The following is a 17,159-nucleotide window of genomic DNA, read 5'->3' on the forward strand; positions in this document are numbered from 1 at the left end:
GAGCCTCTACTAGTGCAGATGCTGAACAAGTAAATAAAGCCCCAGAAAAACCCAAAATCATTTACGGTGCAAATCTTGTGCACTTTACCCAATACGGAATTCGAGCAGAAGAGCGAATGAATTTCAGTATCGCTATTGAAATGCAATTTGCAATTGGTGATACATTAAAAGCGGTCAGTAGTGACCTCTCGGTTAGTGGGATAAAAGTAAAAGTGCCTTCTGCGAGAAAGTTTGTTAAAGGTCAAAAAATTGCAATTTACCTAACAGGATTAGAGCAAGAGTTTGAATTAGGTCTCAAAGACGGTATTCAATATGAAGTCGTTGGCATCGATAAAATCAATATCGCCAATAATTACATTAGAATGAAAAGAACATTCACTGAGGACATTGCAGCCTTTGATGATTTCCTTGGCAATTTTATAAACGGCAATAAACGTCGCTATAAAGTGAATTTGGACAATACGCTTGAAGCTGTAGCGGTTAAGGGGTATGAGCAGTATTACCTACCACGGGTTACCACCTTACCCGTTTATATCCGTCAAATTAATGACCGTTTGTTGCCTACATTGGCGCTCGCGACCGAAAACAATCGTTCCACACTTGGCTATTTTAGTGACGAAAGTAAAAATTTGGTATTTCAACAAATATTGGATATGCCAAGACTTGAAAATATGCTGCTCAGTGATCGCGGCATTAAGGAGTCTTTACTTTATTGCTTTACCCATGCTCGTAAAGGAAAAGTATATTTTTACTCTGCAACCACTGAAGAACTCGATGCATCGCCAGAATTGCGGTCAACGTTTTTGCATTTTGCGAGTAAAAAGACAGTTGGAAAGTTTTCAAATTACAGTTAGTACCGGTATCAGAACATGATGCCCATATTCCTTTGTCTGTTCCAGATTCCGCAGGTAAAGAGATTCAACGCTACAATCAAATACCGTCACCAAAAGTCCAAGGGTTATTGCAGAATTTAAAATTCATTGTTTATATGACTCCGATTTCAAATCCAGATCAAAAAGAAGCCTATCAAAAATATCATGAGATGACTGCGCCGGCCGCACAATTGAACAAGTTTGGCCACCCTAAATTAAAACGTTACATAAATATGGAAGTCGAAACCATTGAATACGTTAATTTAAGGTCAGAGGAGCGCTATTTATATAAGACAGAGGTCTCTGTTGCCCTCCCAGGCCAAGAAGAACGAGCAAAGGTACGACACGTGACTTTTCAAGTCACGGCTTACAGCTTGTCATTGAACAAGGTTGCCCGTTTACAAAAGGCGATATTATTGTCATTGGTCTGCCTGAAATGCAGCGTGTAACTAACAAGTTTAATTTAACTAAATTAGCATACGAAATCGTGGCTATTTCGCGCGACAAAACAGTTATGAATTTACGAACCTTTGAACCTAAAGGCGTGCATCATGGTCGACAATTTTTCAAAAAACTAATTGTGCAGAACAAAGCCAAACTTACCCCTGCAAAAATGGAAAGTCGCTATCCGGGTTTATCTAAAGCGCTAAGGAACTTGTGCGCTAAACACGTTTGTAACACGCCTATTTATATCGACAAAGAAGGAACAAAAGTTGACATAAATTTGGTGGGGAAGAGCTGCGAAGCTAACTTGATTTTGCACTTATTGAGTAAACATAAACCTGAACAACATGATATTAGTCTATACCCTTTGCTAAAAGACAACGCGGCAAACAATGTGTTTGCTCCTCTCGTTGCCGATATGGAACGGGCAGATACACCTAAAACAGTGGAACTGTTTATTCGTTATCGTACCGATCAAAATACAGAAGCTCGCTCGTTTATATGCCATTACGCAGATCAGTTTTTATCAACCGAAATGTTAACGAGCTTTATCAAAGCCAGTACCAAAGCCGATGTATTTTTTGCTTTTAGAATTTATATTTCGAAAACTGGGCGTCCTGACATGGATTATATTTCCAGAGAGTTAAGTTACATTGGAAATTATTCCCAACATAGAGCAAAAGAACTTGAAGGCCGGTTGTGGAATGTTACTGGTGTTGGCGATATGGTTGATATATCTGAAGAAGTATTAACCAGATTTGGTTACTCTGTTGAAGAAATCCAAAAGCAATTGGAACGCCGTTACAAATTATTAAACTAGTTATCAAGTTGCGGCCTGCTGAAGTGCTTCCACTGGAAATTCTCTAGTCCAAAGTCCCCCAGAATCAAAACAAGAAACAAGAAACGAGAAACGGATTACATTATATATGTGTAACCCTCCCATATATTTAAATGTCGACTCGCGATAGTTGCTATTACACAAGTCGAACAATAATGCACTGATAAAACCAATAGATATAACGAGTTATTTATCGTCTGGAAGCTGTTCAAACTCACTGCGTTTTTGATCAAAAAATTCTTGCAATTTTTCTGGTTGTTGCATTAACGCCATCACTTTTTGCATCGCTTCTAAATGTTCAGGATCTTGTTTTTGAAACATTTCCATGCCGTGCATCTTACTTTTTCAGCCATTTCCTCGAATGTTTCAGCTTGAAATTTAAGGTCGCACGCACCGCCTAATTGCTTACATGTCATCGTTTTCATTTATCATTCCTTTCTAAATTATCAATTTTTGGTAAAACGTCGGCAATGATTAACTAGCTACAAACGAACCCAATAACATTGCCGAACTTTATTACTGTCAAAATACAACAGATGGACACTGAACTCTATTTTTAAACATCAACGGACTGAATATTTAACGTAAATTCACCATCAATCACATCTAATTCAATCTTGTCTTTCGGTTTAATTTCGCCTGACAACAAAGCTTGTGCAAGTTTGTTTTCAACATACAATTGAATTGCACGTTTTAATGGCCTTGCACCAAACACTGGATCAAAACCCGCTTCCGCTATTTGATCTAATGCCGCTTCCGTTAAGGTCATTTCTACTTCTTGTTCAGCTAATCGTTTTTTCAGCCCCGTTAATTGAATTCCGGCAATCTGTTTAATTTCAGCAGAATTCAACGGATGAAATACCACAGTGTCGTCAATTCGATTAATGAACTCTGGACGGAAATGTTTACCGACAACTTCCATGACCATAGCCTTCATCGATTCATAATCGGCAGGTTCTTTACCTACATATCCTGATTGAATTAAATCAGAGCCTAGATTTGAGGTCATAATAATAACGGTATTTCTAAAGTCGACGGTTCGACCTTGTCCATCTGTTAACCGACCTTCATCTAACACTTGTAACAATATATTAAACACATCAGGGTGGGCTTTTTCAACCTCATCTAGCAAAACAACAGAGTAAGGTTTTCGGCGAACAAGTTCAGTTAAGTACCCACCTTCTTCATAACCCACATAACCAGGAGGCGCACCAATTAGCCGAGCGACCGAGTGCTTCTCCATAAACTCAGACATATCTATACGAACCATAGCGTCGGTTGAATCGAATAGAAAGTGAGCTAAAGATTTAGTAAGCTCGGTTTTCCCTACTCCCGTTGGGCCAAGGAACAAAAACGAGCCATTTGGTCGGTTTGGGTCTGACAGCCCAGCTCGCGAACGACGAATTGCATTTGCTACAGATCTGACCGCCTCTTCTTGTCCTATGACTTTAGCGTGCAGCTGTTCTTCCATTTTCAACAATTTATCACGTTCACTTTCAAGCATCTTAGTGACCGGGATCCCCGTCCAACGTGATAAAACCTCAGCAATTTCTTTTTCTGTCACTTTATTACGAAGCAATGTCATGCCTTGCATTTCTGCCTGCGACGCTAAATCCAACTGTTTTTCAAGCTCTGGTATTCGACCATATTGCAGTTCAGACATACGTTGCAAATCGCTTGCTCGTCGCGCTGTATCAAGGTCCATTCGGGACTGTTCAAGTTGCTCTTTAATATTTTGAGTGCCTGACAATGCAGCTTTTTCAGCTTTCCATACTTCTTCGAGCTCTTGGTATTTTTTATCTAATATATTGATCTGATCTCTGATCAACATTAATCGATTTTTACTGGCTTCATCTGTTTCTTTTAACAGCGCATTATCTTCAAGTTTTAATTGAATGATTTTCCGTTCCAATTTTTCCAATTCTTCTGGCTTGGAATCGATTTGCATTCGAATACTGGAACCCGCTTCATCAATAAGATCAATCGCTTTGTCAGGTAATTGTCTGTCACTGATGTAACGATGAGATAAGCTGGCCGCTGCTACGATTGCAGGGTCGGTAATATCAACAGAATGATGCAATTCGTAACGCTCTTTTAATCCACGTAAAATTGCCACTGTATCTTCAACGTTTGGCTCATCAACCTGAACCTTCTGGAAACGACGTTCCAATGCAGCATCTTTTTCAATGTATTTACGATATTCGTCTAACGTTGTGGCACCAACACAATGTAATTCGCCTCGGGCTAATGCCGGTTTAAGCATGTTACCGGCATCCATTGCGCCATCAGATTTACCGGCACCAACCATAGTATGAATTTCATCGATAAATAGGATGACCTGCCCTTCTTCTTTCGCAAGTTCATTTAATACCGATTTAAGTCGTTCTTCAAATTCACCACGAAATTTCGCGCCCGCAACTAAGGCACCCAGATCGAGCGACAACACACGTTTGCTTTTAAGTCCCTCAGGCACTTCACCATTGATGATCCGTTGCGCTAAACCTTCTACAATGGCTGTTTTACCAACACCAGGTTCACCAATTAACACAGGGTTGTTTTTGTACGGCGTTGCAATACCTGCACAGTGCGGCGGATCTCTTCGTCTCGCCCAATAACAGGGTCTAGCTTACCTTGTTCAGCGCGTTGAGTTAAATCAACTGTATATTTTTCAAGAGCTTGACGTACATCTTCCGCGTTGGCATCTTCAACTTTCTGCCCACCACGCATCGTATTTATCGCTTCTTCAACTTTTTGCTTTGTCAAACCGAGTAATTTTAGTATTTTACCGGCAGTACCATTATCGTCGACCAAAGCGAGTAGGAATACTTCACTGGTTATAAATTTGTCTTTCCGCTGTTGCGCCAGTTTGTCACACATATTTAAAATTTGAGCCGTGCTTCGAGACAATTGAATGTCGCCACCAATTCCGGTCACGGTAGGGATAGCTTCCAACTCTCTTGATATTTTTGAGCGTAACTCTGCGGCGTTCACTCGACAATGATGAAGCAAGGTAATAACCGAGCTATTTTCTTGATTAATAAGAGAGTTGAGAATGTGAACAGGTTCTATATATTGATGATCACGACCAACAGCTAATGACTGTGCATCGGCAATTGCCTGTTGAAATTTATTTGTTAATCGATCTAATCGCATTACATACCTCGAAAATAGAAACGGACTTAGTTACTTATAAAAGTTTGGTCTATTTCGAATTTTTCAATGACAAACAGTAAAATTAATTGTTCATACCGATTTAAAAAGTCAACCTAGTCAATCCAAATAATGGAAACCATGCGTCCGGTTTGGCCATCTCGACGGTAAGAGTAAAATTGGTCATTCTGTTCAAAAGTGCAATGTTCGCCCCCGAAATAAACTTAACGCCCAATAACTCTAGTTGAATTTTTGCAATTTCGTATATATTTGCAGAATATTTGTTTGGGATTTTTTTGACTCAAAACACCTGCTAAAAATAGGATTAAGTTGTTGGAAATAATCAAAAACGTCTTGGCCAACTTCAAATGCGCTTTGGCCTATTGCTGGCCCCATATAAACGTGTAAATCCTGTGCCTGAGCGGTAAATTTTGCAAGAGTTTTAGCGATAATACCATTGGCTAATCCACGCCACCCAGCATGAATTGCGGCTACTTGAGTGCCGGTATTGTCAACTAACAATAATGGTAAACAATCTGCGGTCATTACCGCGCACAGTGTTTTCGTCAAGAAAGTGTAACTTGCATCTGCCTCTAAATAAGGCCGGTACTCATAAGGTAATTCCACAACAGTATTTGTGTGGGTTTGATTTAGCCAATATGGCTCAGAGGGAAAATTAAGCTCTTCGCGTAACAAAGCGCGATTGGCCATCACAGAAGATAAATCGTCGCCGACATGGGTGGCGACGTTAAGTCCATTAAACGGAGCTTTTGACACTCCGTCCAATCGCGTACTCGTGCCAGCACAAATACGTTTTTTAATTTTACTGCTTAAATTTGGAAAATCAGCAGAAATCCATTTCATCTTGATGTTCCGTTGCGTCGTTGTTTAATTCACTTAATAACTGAATAAAATCGTCTGGCAGTGGTGCTTCAAATGTCATTTCTTCGCCACTTATTGGGTGGTGAAAACTCAACATTGCCGCATGTAATGCTTGGCGTTTAAAACTTCTTAAGTATTGAATAAACTGCTCGGACGCACCTTTTGGCGTATGCACTCTGCCGCCATATTGAATGTCACCCACTAATGGATGTCTAATATGAGACATATGCACACGAATTTGGTGTGTCCGTCCGGTTTCGAGCCTTAAACGAATATGCGTGTGAACTCGAAACTTTTTGATCAAACGATAATGAGTCACTGATTCACGACCCATATTGGTTACCGCCATACTCGTGCGTTTGGTTGAATGACGACCAATTGGTTTATCTACCGTTCCGCCGGCAGTTAAACGCCCTAAACAGACAGCTTCATATTCTCTGGTCACTTCTCTGTTTTGCATATCTGATACTAACTGAGTTTGGGCGGGTACCGTTTTAGCAACAACCATTAACCCTGTCGTATCTTTATCTAGACGATGTACGATACCAGCTCGCGGAACTAGATCAATTTCTGGAAAATGATGCAGTAAGGCATTCAAAATGGTTCCAGACTGATTACCAGCCCCTGGATGTACCACCAAATTCGCCGGTTTGTTGATAACTAAAATGTCATCATCTTCATAAACGATATCTAATTTGATATCTTCTGGTTGGTGATGGACCTCTACCTCAAGCTCAGCTGAGATATGAATTTCTTCATCGCCCATCATCTTTTCTCGAGCTTTTGAAATTATTTCGCCATTAACTTGAACTTTTTCATCTAAAATCCACTCTTTAAGACGACTTCTTGAATATTCAGGAAACAAATCAGCAATTACTTGGTCTAAGCGTTTGCCAAAATGTTCTTCTTTAACGTGTGCATGTAGTTCTATTGTTTCTTTGTTCATGATAAATAGTTTGAATTTGCCAGTGCATGTCACTAAGGACTGAGTTAGAATGCGGTCGATATTGCCTATTCTACTCGAAAAATGGTTTAACGAGAAAAGAAAACTCTTCAGGTTGTAATTAATGTTTAATTTTAAGTCTAGATTTCGATTTACCTTACTGATTGCTATCAGTATTTTTGTTTCTGCTTGTACTTCAGCACCGGACCAAGATGTAGAGCGTTTACCCGATCGTTCACCTCAGGCTCGCTACCAAGAAGCCAAACAGCACCTTAACAACAATATGTATACCCGTGCGATTGGTATATTAACAGATTTAGAAAGCCGTTACCCATTTGGGCCGCTTTCTCGTCAAGTACAGCTTGATTTAATGTTTGCCTATTATAAATCAGGCAAATATGAAGAAGCGTTACCAGCTATAGACCGCTTTATTCGACTAAACCCAGATCATAGTAATCTTGATTACGTGATTTATATGCGTGGGTTGGTAAATATGGATACCGGCGAAAACGCATTCCAAAACTTCTTTGGTATTGAAAATGCGGATAAAGATATGGAAGGTTCTCGTGAAGCCTTTAAAGACTTCAAGAAACTAGTAATCAAGTACCCAAATAGTAAATACAGTGAAGAAGCTAAATCACGAATGAAGGTTTTACTTGATAAACTGGCCAGTCATGAAATCGTTATTGCCGAATATTATATGAGACGTTCATCTTATGTGGCGGCCGTTAATCGTTGTAAATATGTCTTAGAATATTATGGTCAGAGCGGCAGTGTGAAACGTGCACTAGAAATTATGATTGAAGCATATGACAAACTTGAATTACTAGAGATGAAAGCGGATACGGAAAAAGTATTAGCTGAAAACTTTTCAGATTAGCCCCCGCTAATCAAAAAGCGCTTAATGAAATGATCCCAATAATTGGCATGTCCAACTATTGGGTTATTTCATTAAGCGCTTTTTTATGGCGTTTTAGTTGAATACAGTTGATGGAGCAAACTCATTATTTGTTTAACTTCATCACCACTTAACGAATAATAAACGGTCTGTGAGGCTTTACGAGTCGCAACGTACTCTTCATTCCGCAGAATTGCTAAGTGTTGTGACAATGCTGACTGGCTAAGTCCAACACGTTCAGCTAACTCATTTACTGATAATTCTCCATCAAGCAAATTACACAGAATAAAAAGGCGTTTTTCGTTTGCCATTGTTTTAAGTAAAGCCAAAGCTTGTGGCGCGCACACACGCATTTCTTCTAAATTCATTTGTTCTGCATATACCTTTTTAAAACCGAGCGGATTTTTTGGGATGTAAACGGTTTAACAACAAAACCTGAAGCGCCTAATTCTATTGATGTTTTTACATTATCTGCACTCGAATGCGCAGAGACCATTACAACAAATGCATTTGGCTTAATTAATCTCATTTCTTTCAATATTTGTTGGCCGTTTGATTTAGGTAATTCTATATCTAAAAAAATAATATCTGGTAAGTTTTTGTTAAAGGACTGCATCCCCCCTCACCTGTCGAAGCTTCAAAAATATTGTTGGCCCCCATGTTAACCAATGTTTGACGTAAAAAATCACGAACCATTGCCACATCGTCAACAATCAAAAAAGACAAATTGGTTATTGCAACCATCTAAATTTTTACTCCGATTAAGCTTTATTAGCTAGTTTATATTACCTTATAATTTATATACTTATAACCCAAACTAGTTTAGTAGTTAACGACGATTATTGATTAAATTGTTAAATTTTGTGTATTTCAAACTCAGCTCTAGTGTGGCACCTATCCAAATTTTAACTGTCGGCTTCTTTTTATCGCTCTCAAAAAAACAATATATATACCAACCAAAACAGCTAACGTTGCAAAAGAACTCGTCAAATTTGAACCAAACTAAGGTATAAAACATTACCCCGAGTAAAATAAGCAAAAATGGCTTCAACTCATATAAACCAAGCTTTGACTTTGAATCAAATAAACGAAAGTCATCAAATCGGCGATAGTTCGATCGTAAAATCCAAATCAACGCCCCTGCAAAAAGAACAACAGACCTGAACTTGTAGTTAAATATGATTTGAAGTAACCAATTTCAGCTACCCCAATAGACATGTAAGTATATGGCAATATTTCATATAGCGTTTTAGGTAAGATCATACTTCCCCTAACCAATGAAAAACAGAACCAGATTTGAGTATAGTAATTGCTGGCGTTTCTACCAACTATTTAACATTTGGTGATCAACAACACATTTGAGTGGAAGAAACAAAACCGATGTTTATCAATCTAGAACAAGGTTAAAAAATAGAACATGAGTTATGACGTGGGGGTTAAATTTAGGGAAACTAAGGCGACTTGTTTAACTGACAAAAATCATGACATCCATGGTTGTAAGTGCAGTTAATGCCAATTCACAAACATGATGAATTGGCAAAAGGTGTTTTATTTATTAAAAAATGACGACACTCGCTTTTGACACTCATCCGACTTAAGTAAACTTGAGAAAGCCCCCAATTCTTGGGCTATAGACGCATTTTGCACTTGTCGTAAAGGTAACTTCATTAACCTTTTACTTTCAATCACGGCTTCAACTGGCAACAGACTTAACGTTTCAGCGATTTGACTTGCGACATTTATCACATCACCGGGTTCAACCACTTGATTAATCATTGCCATATCTAACGCCGTATCCGCGTTAAAAGGTTTACCTAAAACTAAATACTCAAAAGCTTTTGGATGACCGGCCATATATGGCAACAACAAGCTTGAGCCAGCTTCTGGGCACAAACCAAGTTGCACAAATGGCAGTTGAAATTTACTATTATTTGCCGCAATAACCATATCACAATGTAATAACATCGTCGTACCAATACCAACTGCAGGCCCAGCAACTGCTGCGACAATTGGTTTTGAAAAGTTGGCCAGTAACTTAATAAACTTTACGGTTGGATGACTATCATCTAAAACACTTGAATTCATAAAGTCTTTTAAATCGTTGCCAGCACTAAAACAACTCGTAGAACCGTATATTAAACCAACATGTAAATTGTCAGACGAATCCAAATACTCAAATGCCTCAACTAACTCTCGATACATTTCAATAGACAGCGCATTTTTAGCTTGTGGCCGATTTAATTCTATATGAAGAACATGACCAATGTCGCGGGTAACAATTTCATTCATCTTATCTCAACCTTTTTAAACGTCAGATACAAAAACGCCCAGCAATGCTGGGCGAAAATTTAAAACGGTAAACGTATTATAACTGAGTTGCTAGTGTTACGACGGCTAGTAAAACAACCAAAACACAGACATGGCCAAGGCCAATACCTTTACTATAAGAATTAGAATACATGCGTATTTCCTTTATTATTGTTTTTATTGAAATAATCAATCGCACAAACAGTGGATTTACTCAGTCTATTTAAAGCGGAAAAGGAATTCAACTAATATTTAGATTATTCGCTCTAATAACCAAAATAGACCTAAAAATCCAACAATAACTGACAATGGGAGCTGAACAAATGCCCTATAACTCGGCGCACGACTCCATTTATAAAATAAGGTCATTAAAATAGCGATTACAAATAACTGTCCAAGCTCGACGCCAACATTAAACGACACTAATGAAACGGCTAAATTATTATTGCTAAGTCCAAATTCGGATAATACAAAAGCAAAACCAAAACCGTGTAATAGGCCAAAAATAAAGGTCACTAGATATCGACGTTTTAAGGTTTGTTCAGTCCGTATATTTTCTATGGCTACATAGATAATACTAAGCGCAATAAGCGGCTCCACTATACTCGCCACTAATGATATCCCCCAGATAGTAGCCAATGCTAACGTAATGGTATGTGCAAGCGTAAAAACCGTGACTTGCCAAAATAGAGTAGAAAACACTGTGGTTGATAAAAATAAGGCAATAATGAATACAATGTGATCTAAGCCCATTGGGACAATATGTAAAAAACCAGAAACGAGATATTTCTCTACTCTTTGTTTTGTTGTCAGGTTGGTAACTTGGCTTTGCTCTACATTTTTAAAGGCGTCGAGCATTTCTTTAGACGGGTTCCGTTGCGCCATGCCCGGAGATTTCTCCGCATCCAAACTTGCATTAACACTTGAAATGTTATCCGTTATGGCGTTTCCAATTTGACTATCATCACCAGCATAAACTGTACTTAACGGACTCATTAATAAAACAAAATATAAAGTTAAAGTTTTAAACATTATTTACCCCAGTTCTAAATTATTTACATTATATCCTTAATTAAACGTAACTTTGTTGCGAATTAACTGGGCTTTTTGCGCTTTCATCGCAATAGTGTTTATCCTGAACTAAAGGTAAGTACACTAGACTGAAAATCGTCAACCCTACGCGCTGGAGAAAATAATGATATTAATAAGTAAGCGCTCAGTTAACCGTGCAGTTTTAGCACTCTCGTTGATTGGCTCAACACACGCTTTTGCCAACGACACAACTGAGCAAGAAAAATGGGATGTCAGTCAACCGACTGGTGAAGTCCATACGGTAAAAATTGATACAACAGAATCAACATGGTCTAACCTAGACGTCCACCCAAATGGTGACACCATTATTTTTGATATGTTAGGTGATCTTTATACGATGCCAATTTCGGGCGGCGAAGCAACCCCATTATTGGTTGGTTATGATTGGAATATGCAGGCCACTTACAGCCCAGACGGTAAAAAATTGCATTTTTAAGTGACCGTGATGGCATGATGAACATATGGGTCATGAATGCAGATGGCACAGAGCCGATGCAGATATCTAAAGAAACTGCCAATACCATTCATACCCCTACATGGAGTCATGATGGGCAATATATCGCAGCAACTCGTGGGGTAATGAGTTCTCGTTCTATAGCAGCGGGTGAAATTTGGATCTACCATCATACTGGCGGCAGTGGCAGTAAAATAAAAGCAGGGAGTCACGGTGCATTTAATCAAAAAATATTACCGACCCCAAATTTTCTCCAGATGGTAAATATCTTTATTATACGCAAGATGTTACTGGCGGCCGAGTTTGGCAGTACAACAAAAATTCGACATTAGAACTCTTCAATATTATTCGCCATGATCTAGTTACGGGCGAAGAAGAACGTTATATCGGCGGTGCCGGCGGTGCGGTAATTCCAACCCCATCTCCAGATGGCAACGCGATGGCCTATTTAAAACGTGAAGACAATAAAACGGTTTTATATGTCAAAGATCTCAAATCAGGAATTGATACACGCTTATATACTGAAATGGAAAGGGATAACCAAGAAACGTTTGGAACCGAAGGTAACTACGCCTACTTTGATTGGACACCGGACGGTAAACAAATTGTATTTTGGACCAACGGCCATTTTCAAAAAATTTCAGTCAAAGACAAGTCTGTTAAACAAATTCCATTCCACGTAAGTGTTGAAAAGAAAGTACAACAAGCAGTTCGTGTTGCTGTTGATGTCGCACCAGATGAATTTAAAGTCCAACAAATACGCTGGGCAACTATGTCACCAAAAGGTGATAAAATTGTTTATCAAGCACTCGGAAAATTGTACATCCGCGATGTAAAATCGGGTAAAACTAAACGCTTAACGAAACAAAATAAACACGACGAATACTACCCAAGCTTTTCTCGCAACGGAAAATATATAGCTTATACGACTTGGGATGACAAAAAGCTCGGCACCGTAAGCATTGTTAGAAGTTCAGGTGGTAGAGGTAAAGTCATTACGACCGAACCTTACCATTATATCGAACCTCGATTTTCTCCCGATGGCGACCATGTTATTTTTGATCGTTTTACTGGCGGTTATTTATTATCTCCTGAATGGTCAATGGAACCTGGTTTATATATTGCCGATGTTAAAGGCAAATCAATGAAACGGATTTTAAAATCTGGTCACAATGCCCATTTTGGTGCTGACAACAACCAAATTTTCTATGCTGATTACCAAGATAAAAGCTTTGGTACGAAGAAAAAATTGATGACCGCCAATATTGATGGATTAGAGCAACGTGAAGTCTTATTGGGTGATGACATTACTGAATTCCGAGTTTCGCCAGACGGTAAATGGCTTGGGTTTGTTTATCAATACAATGCCTATATCGCGCCATTCGCCAAACTAGGTAAAGTGATGAGTATTGGCCCTAAGTCCACTTGGGTGCCGGTTAAGCAAGCTTCTAAGGCCTCAGCATCAGAACTCCATTGGTCTGCTAAATCAGACACTTTACATTGGTCAAATGCGTTCACCTTATATTCACGAAAACTGACGGATACGTTTGACTTTATCAAAGGTGCGGCAACTGAATTACCTGAGCCAACGGATAACGGTATTGATTTAAGCTTCACAAAAAAGGCCGATATTCCTGAATCAACCATTGCGCTTATTGGTGCTGACGTCGTCACAATGAAAGATGCCGATAATCAACAAGAAGTCATCAAAAACGGTGTGGTAATCGTATCTGGTAATCGAATTGTTGCCGTTGGCAAACAAGGTGACATTGAAATTCCTAGAGGGGCTAAAACCAAAGACCTCACTGGTTATACTATTGTCCCTAGTTTAATTGATGCCCACGCGCATGGTTCTCAAGGCAGTAATCAAATCATTCCACAACAAAATTGGAAGAACTTCTCGTCAATTGCATTTGGCGTAACAACAATCCACGACCCGTCTAATGATAGCCGAGAAATATTTTCAGCCGCAGAACTGCAAAAGTCAGGAAAAATACTAGCGCCTCGAATTTTTTCTACAGGTAAAATTCTATATGCCGCTTATGCACCAAGTGTATACAGCAAAAATAGATAGTCTAGATGATGCTCGTTTCCATATTAAACGAACAAAAGAAAATGGTGCAGTCTCGATAAAAAGTTACAACCATCCAAGACGTGATACACGCCAACAAGTTTTAGCAGCGGCAAAAGAGCTTGGCGTAAATGTCGTACCAGAGGGTGGCGGTAAGCTATACCAAAATATAACAATGGTTATTGACGGTCATACCACACTTGAGCATTCGTTAAATGTGCCAAAAGGTTATAGTGATTTGACACAACTGTGGAGCCAAACCGAAACCGCCTACAACCCTACATTAGTAGTTGCTTATGGTGGTTTAACAGGTGAATACTTTTGGTACGATCGAACAAACGTTTGGGAAAACGAGCGACTAATGCGTTACGCACCTCGCTATATTATCGAGCCGACTTCAATTCGTCGTTATAAAGCGCCCGATGATCATTACAATCACTTTGCCGTAGCAAGCTACGCTAAAACTTTACGTGATAATGGTGTTCGGGTATTAATCGGTGCCCATGGACAACGTGAAGGTTTAGCTGCACATTGGGAAATGTGGATGTTGCAACAAGGTGGATTTACGCCGTGGGAAGCGTTACGAGGCGCAACGTTTGATGGCGCTAAAGCATTAGGAATGGACAAGGATTTAGGGTCTATCGAAAACGGTAAATTAGCTGACTTTGCCATCATAAAAGGTGATGTCTTAAACGATATCCGTCAATCGGAAATGGTCGACTATACAATGATCAATGGTCGACTATTTGACACTAAGACAATGAAAGAAGTCTTAACTGGTGACTTTGAACCAGAACAGCTATTTTTCGACAGATTAGAAATTAATGCTATGCCAGCAGCGACTGCACAAGAGCAAGAACAAAAATCTGAGAAATACCATTGGAGTCATCATTAAAAATAGCAGTAATTAACTCGCTTTAATGATCTATAAAAAACCATCACTTATCGTGATGGTTTTTTTACGTTGCCAATCAGACTCTAATAGTCTTGCTGTAAATAATCTTTTGATAACGTCTGCATTAAAAATTGTATAGAAGCCCTAGATTAAATGAAGTCGCCGTTTCTTCATCAATCTGATATTTTTGAAGTTCAGCAAATACATCAATTCCAGATAAATGATAACTTAAGCCGAGGGTGTAAGTAGAATCGCTACCATCTAAATTTTCTGAACTCGACTCGCTGCTGCTTTCACTAATATCCATCGCTTTAATCTCAGCCACAACAACTGACTTGCTTATAACTTCACCAGACCAATTGAATAACCCGGCTTTACCATAAATATCGAGTGCGGCAGAAAGCGGAAATTGAGCTTTTAAAGCAATATCAAATGCCGTTATTTCAGCTAGCGATGTGAGTTCACCACTTACATCGAGTATCTCACTAGAAATGGGTTCCTGATAACCAAATTGGCCTTCTAGTCCAAATTTGCCAAGTTGGTAATAACCCACTTCCACCGAAACATTCTCAGTAATTGAATAACCCGCAAACAATTTAAAACCAGTATCACTGTCTTTAACATTAAAATTACCAAATCCACCTTCATTAAAAGAGTCATTGATATCATCTAAATCATCGTCTATTGCGTATGAGACTGAATTGATGGCCGCGCCTAAATAAACATCTTGAAATAGATCTGAGGCCAATGCTGTGCATGGAGTGATAAGGGAAATTGTCGTAATAAGTAATGTTTTATTGATAGTGTTTTTCACTATTGAGCCTTGAATTTTAACGTTTTAATTTACGTTAGCTATCTTAATTGCTTAAACAAACAAAGTCTTATATTTATTAACCTAGCATTATACTTATACATATTTTTGTAGATATTTAACTACAAAAAAAGCGTACAAATTGCTCTGTACGCTTTTAGTCACATTGGTTTATAACGTTAAAAAACTGTATTTAGTAACGTGCAACCATATTTTCTAATGAAATTACTTTAATCTTATCCGCCTGCCCTGCTGTGCCAAAAGCATTGTATCTATCAACACAAATGGCCGACATTGCATCAATGGTTTTAGCCAAATATTTACGTGGATCAAACTCAGCAGGATTTTCTGCCATAAACTGCCTAATGGCCCCTGTTGAAGCTAATCTAAGATCGGTATCGATATTCACTTTACGAACACCGTTTTTGATACCTTCAACAATTTGTTCAACCGGAACACCATAAGTTTCGCCAATCTCACCGCCAAATTTGTTAATCGTCGCAAGCCACTCCTGAGGGACGGAACTTGACCCATGCATAACTAAATGGGTGTTAGGAATACGTTGATGTATTGCCTTAATTTGGTCAATTGCCAAAATATCACCAGTAGGTGGACGGGTAAACTTGTATGCTCCGTGAGATGTACCACAAGCAATGGCTAGTGCATCTACCCCTGTTTTTTCAACAAAATCAGCGGCTTCATCTGGATTAGTTAACATTTGTTCTTTGGATAAAACACCCTCTGCGCCTACCCCATCTTCTTCACCAGCCATACCAGTCTCTAACGAACCTAACACGCCTAATTCCCCTTCTACAGATACACCACACGCATGAGCTAACTCAACTGTTCTGCGAGTCACGTCAACATTGTATTCATAAGTAGAAGGCGTTTTGCCATCTTCTAATAGCGAGCCATCCATCATCACTGACGAAAACCCTAATTGGATTGAGCGTTGGCAAATTGCCGGTGACGTTCCGTGATCTTGGTGCATACAAACAGGGATATGAGGAAATTCTTCAATCGCTGCTAATATCATGTGACGTAAAAAGGCGCGCCGGCATATTTTCTGGCACCCGCTGAGGCTTGCACAATAACTGGACTATTAGTCTTATCTGCAGCCGCCATAATTGCTCGCATCTGCTCGAGATTATTTACGTTAAACGCAGGAACACCATAATTATGTTCTGCTGCATGATCTAATAATTGACGCATCGAAATTAAAGCCACAAGTCACTCCAAAGGAAAAGTTAACAAAATTAATTGATTATGTAACACAGATTGTAATGTTACATAACAACAAACAAAAAGTCTTGTAAGTATTTCTATTAAGTTTTAACAATAAAAATAATCCGACTGTAAAACCCTTAATTAATGCCTTTGAAACCACTGGATAAAAACAAACTCATCTAAACTTTGAAAAACTTACAGTTTAAGAAAGAACTATTACAATACAACTTTAACAATTGGAGTGGTTTACTGTAGTCATGTTCAGTATTATCAAA

General features: G+C 38.9%; 16 protein-coding genes and 3 pseudogenes. 8 read left to right on the forward strand and 11 right to left on the reverse strand.

All coding sequences use genetic code 11. The features are described 5' to 3' along the window. Positions 1-77 precede the first annotated feature (77 nt). Genes PN838_RS04970 through PN838_RS04980 form a run of 3 tightly spaced genes read left to right on the forward strand, consistent with a single transcriptional unit; the run spans position 78 to position 2,136 of the window. The gene (locus PN838_RS04970) at positions 78-854 is read left to right on the forward strand and encodes a PilZ domain-containing protein (protein ID WP_272179916.1); all 777 of its coding nucleotides are present in this window, start codon (positions 78-80) and stop codon (positions 852-854) included. Positions 855-886: 32 nt separating this feature from the next. Further along, positions 887-1,321 carry a hypothetical protein gene (locus PN838_RS04975; RefSeq protein WP_272179917.1) on the forward strand — a complete coding sequence of 145 codons (435 nt, stop codon included), beginning with the start codon at positions 887-889 and terminating at the stop codon, positions 1,319-1,321. Then, positions 1,309-2,136, forward strand: coding sequence for a hypothetical protein (locus PN838_RS04980; RefSeq protein ID WP_272179918.1), 828 nt, complete (start codon positions 1,309-1,311; stop codon positions 2,134-2,136). The genes PN838_RS04975 and PN838_RS04980 overlap by 13 nt, the downstream gene beginning before the upstream one ends. Positions 2,137-2,340: 204 nt before the next feature. Here the strand turns inward: PN838_RS04980 and PN838_RS04985 are convergent, their stop codons facing one another. The 5 genes and pseudogenes from PN838_RS04985 to rluD all read right to left on the reverse strand — a co-directional run bounded on the left by PN838_RS04985 (position 2,341) and on the right by rluD (position 7,132). Continuing rightward, positions 2,341-2,481, reverse strand: a complete 141-nt coding sequence (locus PN838_RS04985) for a hypothetical protein (protein WP_272179919.1) — start codon at positions 2,479-2,481, stop codon at positions 2,341-2,343. Between the two features lie 229 nt (positions 2,482-2,710). Continuing rightward, a pseudogene (gene clpB, locus PN838_RS04990) lies at positions 2,711-5,307 on the reverse strand (ATP-dependent chaperone ClpB). 113 nt (positions 5,308-5,420) lie between these two features. Next, positions 5,421-5,477: pseudogene (locus tag PN838_RS04995) on the reverse strand (hypothetical protein); the annotation flags it as partial. A gap of 67 nt (positions 5,478-5,544) precedes the next feature. Beyond that, positions 5,545-6,168: a peptidoglycan editing factor PgeF gene (pgeF, locus tag PN838_RS05000; protein WP_272179920.1), complete on the reverse strand. Its 624-nt coding sequence runs from the start codon at positions 6,166-6,168 to the stop codon at positions 5,545-5,547. After that, positions 6,149-7,132: a 23S rRNA pseudouridine(1911/1915/1917) synthase RluD gene (gene rluD / locus PN838_RS05005; RefSeq protein WP_215962115.1), complete on the reverse strand. Its 984-nt coding sequence runs from the start codon at positions 7,130-7,132 to the stop codon at positions 6,149-6,151. Before rluD ends, pgeF begins: the two co-directional genes overlap by 20 nt. A 121-nt stretch (positions 7,133-7,253) precedes the next feature. Between rluD and PN838_RS05010 the strand changes: the two genes are divergently transcribed. Beyond that, positions 7,254-8,009 (forward strand): outer membrane protein assembly factor BamD, encoded by a 756-nt coding sequence (locus PN838_RS05010; RefSeq protein WP_272179921.1) that lies wholly within the window; start codon positions 7,254-7,256, stop codon positions 8,007-8,009. A gap of 83 nt (positions 8,010-8,092) precedes the next feature. On the opposite strand, the gene PN838_RS05015 is transcribed toward PN838_RS05010, so the two are convergent. From PN838_RS05015 to PN838_RS05030, 4 genes are all read right to left on the reverse strand, one after another. Continuing rightward, a complete protein-coding gene (locus PN838_RS05015; protein ID WP_215962117.1) occupies positions 8,093-8,395 on the reverse strand; it encodes an ArsR/SmtB family transcription factor in 303 nt (100 codons plus the stop codon). Then, entirely contained in the window at positions 8,392-8,643 is a 252-nt protein-coding gene (locus PN838_RS05020) for a response regulator (protein ID WP_272179922.1), read from the reverse strand. Before PN838_RS05020 ends, PN838_RS05015 begins: the two co-directional genes overlap by 4 nt. Before the next feature lie 932 nt (positions 8,644-9,575). Beyond that, positions 9,576-10,316 carry an enoyl-CoA hydratase-related protein gene (locus PN838_RS05025; protein ID WP_272179923.1) on the reverse strand — a complete coding sequence of 247 codons (741 nt, stop codon included), beginning with the start codon at positions 10,314-10,316 and terminating at the stop codon, positions 9,576-9,578. A gap of 270 nt (positions 10,317-10,586) precedes the next feature. Next, entirely contained in the window at positions 10,587-11,366 is a 780-nt protein-coding gene (locus tag PN838_RS05030; protein ID WP_272179924.1) for a HupE/UreJ family protein, read from the reverse strand. A gap of 163 nt (positions 11,367-11,529) precedes the next feature. Here PN838_RS05030 and PN838_RS27825 point away from each other — a divergent pair, with 163 nt between their 5' ends. The 4 genes from PN838_RS27825 (at position 11,530) to PN838_RS27840 (ending at position 14,846) form a co-directional block, all read left to right on the forward strand. Next, positions 11,530-11,862: a hypothetical protein gene (locus tag PN838_RS27825; protein WP_272179925.1), complete on the forward strand. Its 333-nt coding sequence runs from the start codon at positions 11,530-11,532 to the stop codon at positions 11,860-11,862. A gap of 14 nt (positions 11,863-11,876) precedes the next feature. Beyond that, positions 11,877-12,212: a TolB family protein gene (locus PN838_RS27830; protein ID WP_272179926.1), complete on the forward strand. Its 336-nt coding sequence runs from the start codon at positions 11,877-11,879 to the stop codon at positions 12,210-12,212. A gap of 107 nt (positions 12,213-12,319) precedes the next feature. Continuing rightward, positions 12,320-13,954, forward strand: coding sequence for a hypothetical protein (locus PN838_RS27835; protein ID WP_272179927.1), 1,635 nt, complete (start codon positions 12,320-12,322; stop codon positions 13,952-13,954). Next, positions 13,914-14,846, forward strand: a complete 933-nt coding sequence (locus tag PN838_RS27840; RefSeq protein WP_272179928.1) for an amidohydrolase family protein — start codon at positions 13,914-13,916, stop codon at positions 14,844-14,846. The genes PN838_RS27835 and PN838_RS27840 overlap by 41 nt, the downstream gene beginning before the upstream one ends. Before the next feature lie 124 nt (positions 14,847-14,970). On the opposite strand, the gene PN838_RS05055 is transcribed toward PN838_RS27840, so the two are convergent. Further along, positions 14,971-15,660, reverse strand: coding sequence for an outer membrane beta-barrel protein (locus tag PN838_RS05055; RefSeq protein ID WP_272179929.1), 690 nt, complete (start codon positions 15,658-15,660; stop codon positions 14,971-14,973). Between the two features lie 190 nt (positions 15,661-15,850). Then, positions 15,851-16,884, reverse strand: a pseudogene (gene fba, locus PN838_RS05060) (class II fructose-bisphosphate aldolase). Positions 16,885-17,159 lie beyond the last annotated feature (275 nt).

Source organism: Psychrosphaera algicola (assembly GCF_028401425.1).
GTDB lineage: Bacteria > Pseudomonadota > Gammaproteobacteria > Enterobacterales > Alteromonadaceae > Psychrosphaera > Psychrosphaera algicola.

Bases quoted from the DNA above. Each gene is read 5' to 3' on its own strand.
- PN838_RS04980 (WP_272179918.1), top strand. From the start codon at position 1,309: ATGCAGCGTGTAACTAACAAGTTTAATTTAACTAAATTAGCATACGAA.
- PN838_RS04985 (WP_272179919.1), bottom strand. From the start codon at position 2,481: ATGGAAATGTTTCAAAAACAAGATCCTGAACATTTAGAAGCGATGCAA.
- pgeF (WP_272179920.1), bottom strand. From the start codon at position 6,168: ATGAAATGGATTTCTGCTGATTTTCCAAATTTAAGCAGTAAAATTAAA.
- rluD (WP_215962115.1), bottom strand. From the start codon at position 7,132: ATGAACAAAGAAACAATAGAACTACATGCACACGTTAAAGAAGAACAT.
- PN838_RS05010 (WP_272179921.1), top strand. From the start codon at position 7,254: ATGTTTAATTTTAAGTCTAGATTTCGATTTACCTTACTGATTGCTATC.
- PN838_RS05015 (WP_215962117.1), bottom strand. From the start codon at position 8,395: ATGAATTTAGAAGAAATGCGTGTGTGCGCGCCACAAGCTTTGGCTTTA.
- PN838_RS05020 (WP_272179922.1), bottom strand. From the start codon at position 8,643: ATGCAGTCCTTTAACAAAAACTTACCAGATATTATTTTTTTAGATATA.
- PN838_RS05025 (WP_272179923.1), bottom strand. From the start codon at position 10,316: ATGAATGAAATTGTTACCCGCGACATTGGTCATGTTCTTCATATAGAA.
- PN838_RS05030 (WP_272179924.1), bottom strand. From the start codon at position 11,366: ATGTTTAAAACTTTAACTTTATATTTTGTTTTATTAATGAGTCCGTTA.
- PN838_RS27825 (WP_272179925.1), top strand. From the start codon at position 11,530: ATGATATTAATAAGTAAGCGCTCAGTTAACCGTGCAGTTTTAGCACTC.
- PN838_RS27830 (WP_272179926.1), top strand. From the start codon at position 11,877: ATGATGAACATATGGGTCATGAATGCAGATGGCACAGAGCCGATGCAG.
- PN838_RS27835 (WP_272179927.1), top strand. From the start codon at position 12,320: ATGGCCTATTTAAAACGTGAAGACAATAAAACGGTTTTATATGTCAAA.
- PN838_RS27840 (WP_272179928.1), top strand. From the start codon at position 13,914: ATGCCGCTTATGCACCAAGTGTATACAGCAAAAATAGATAGTCTAGAT.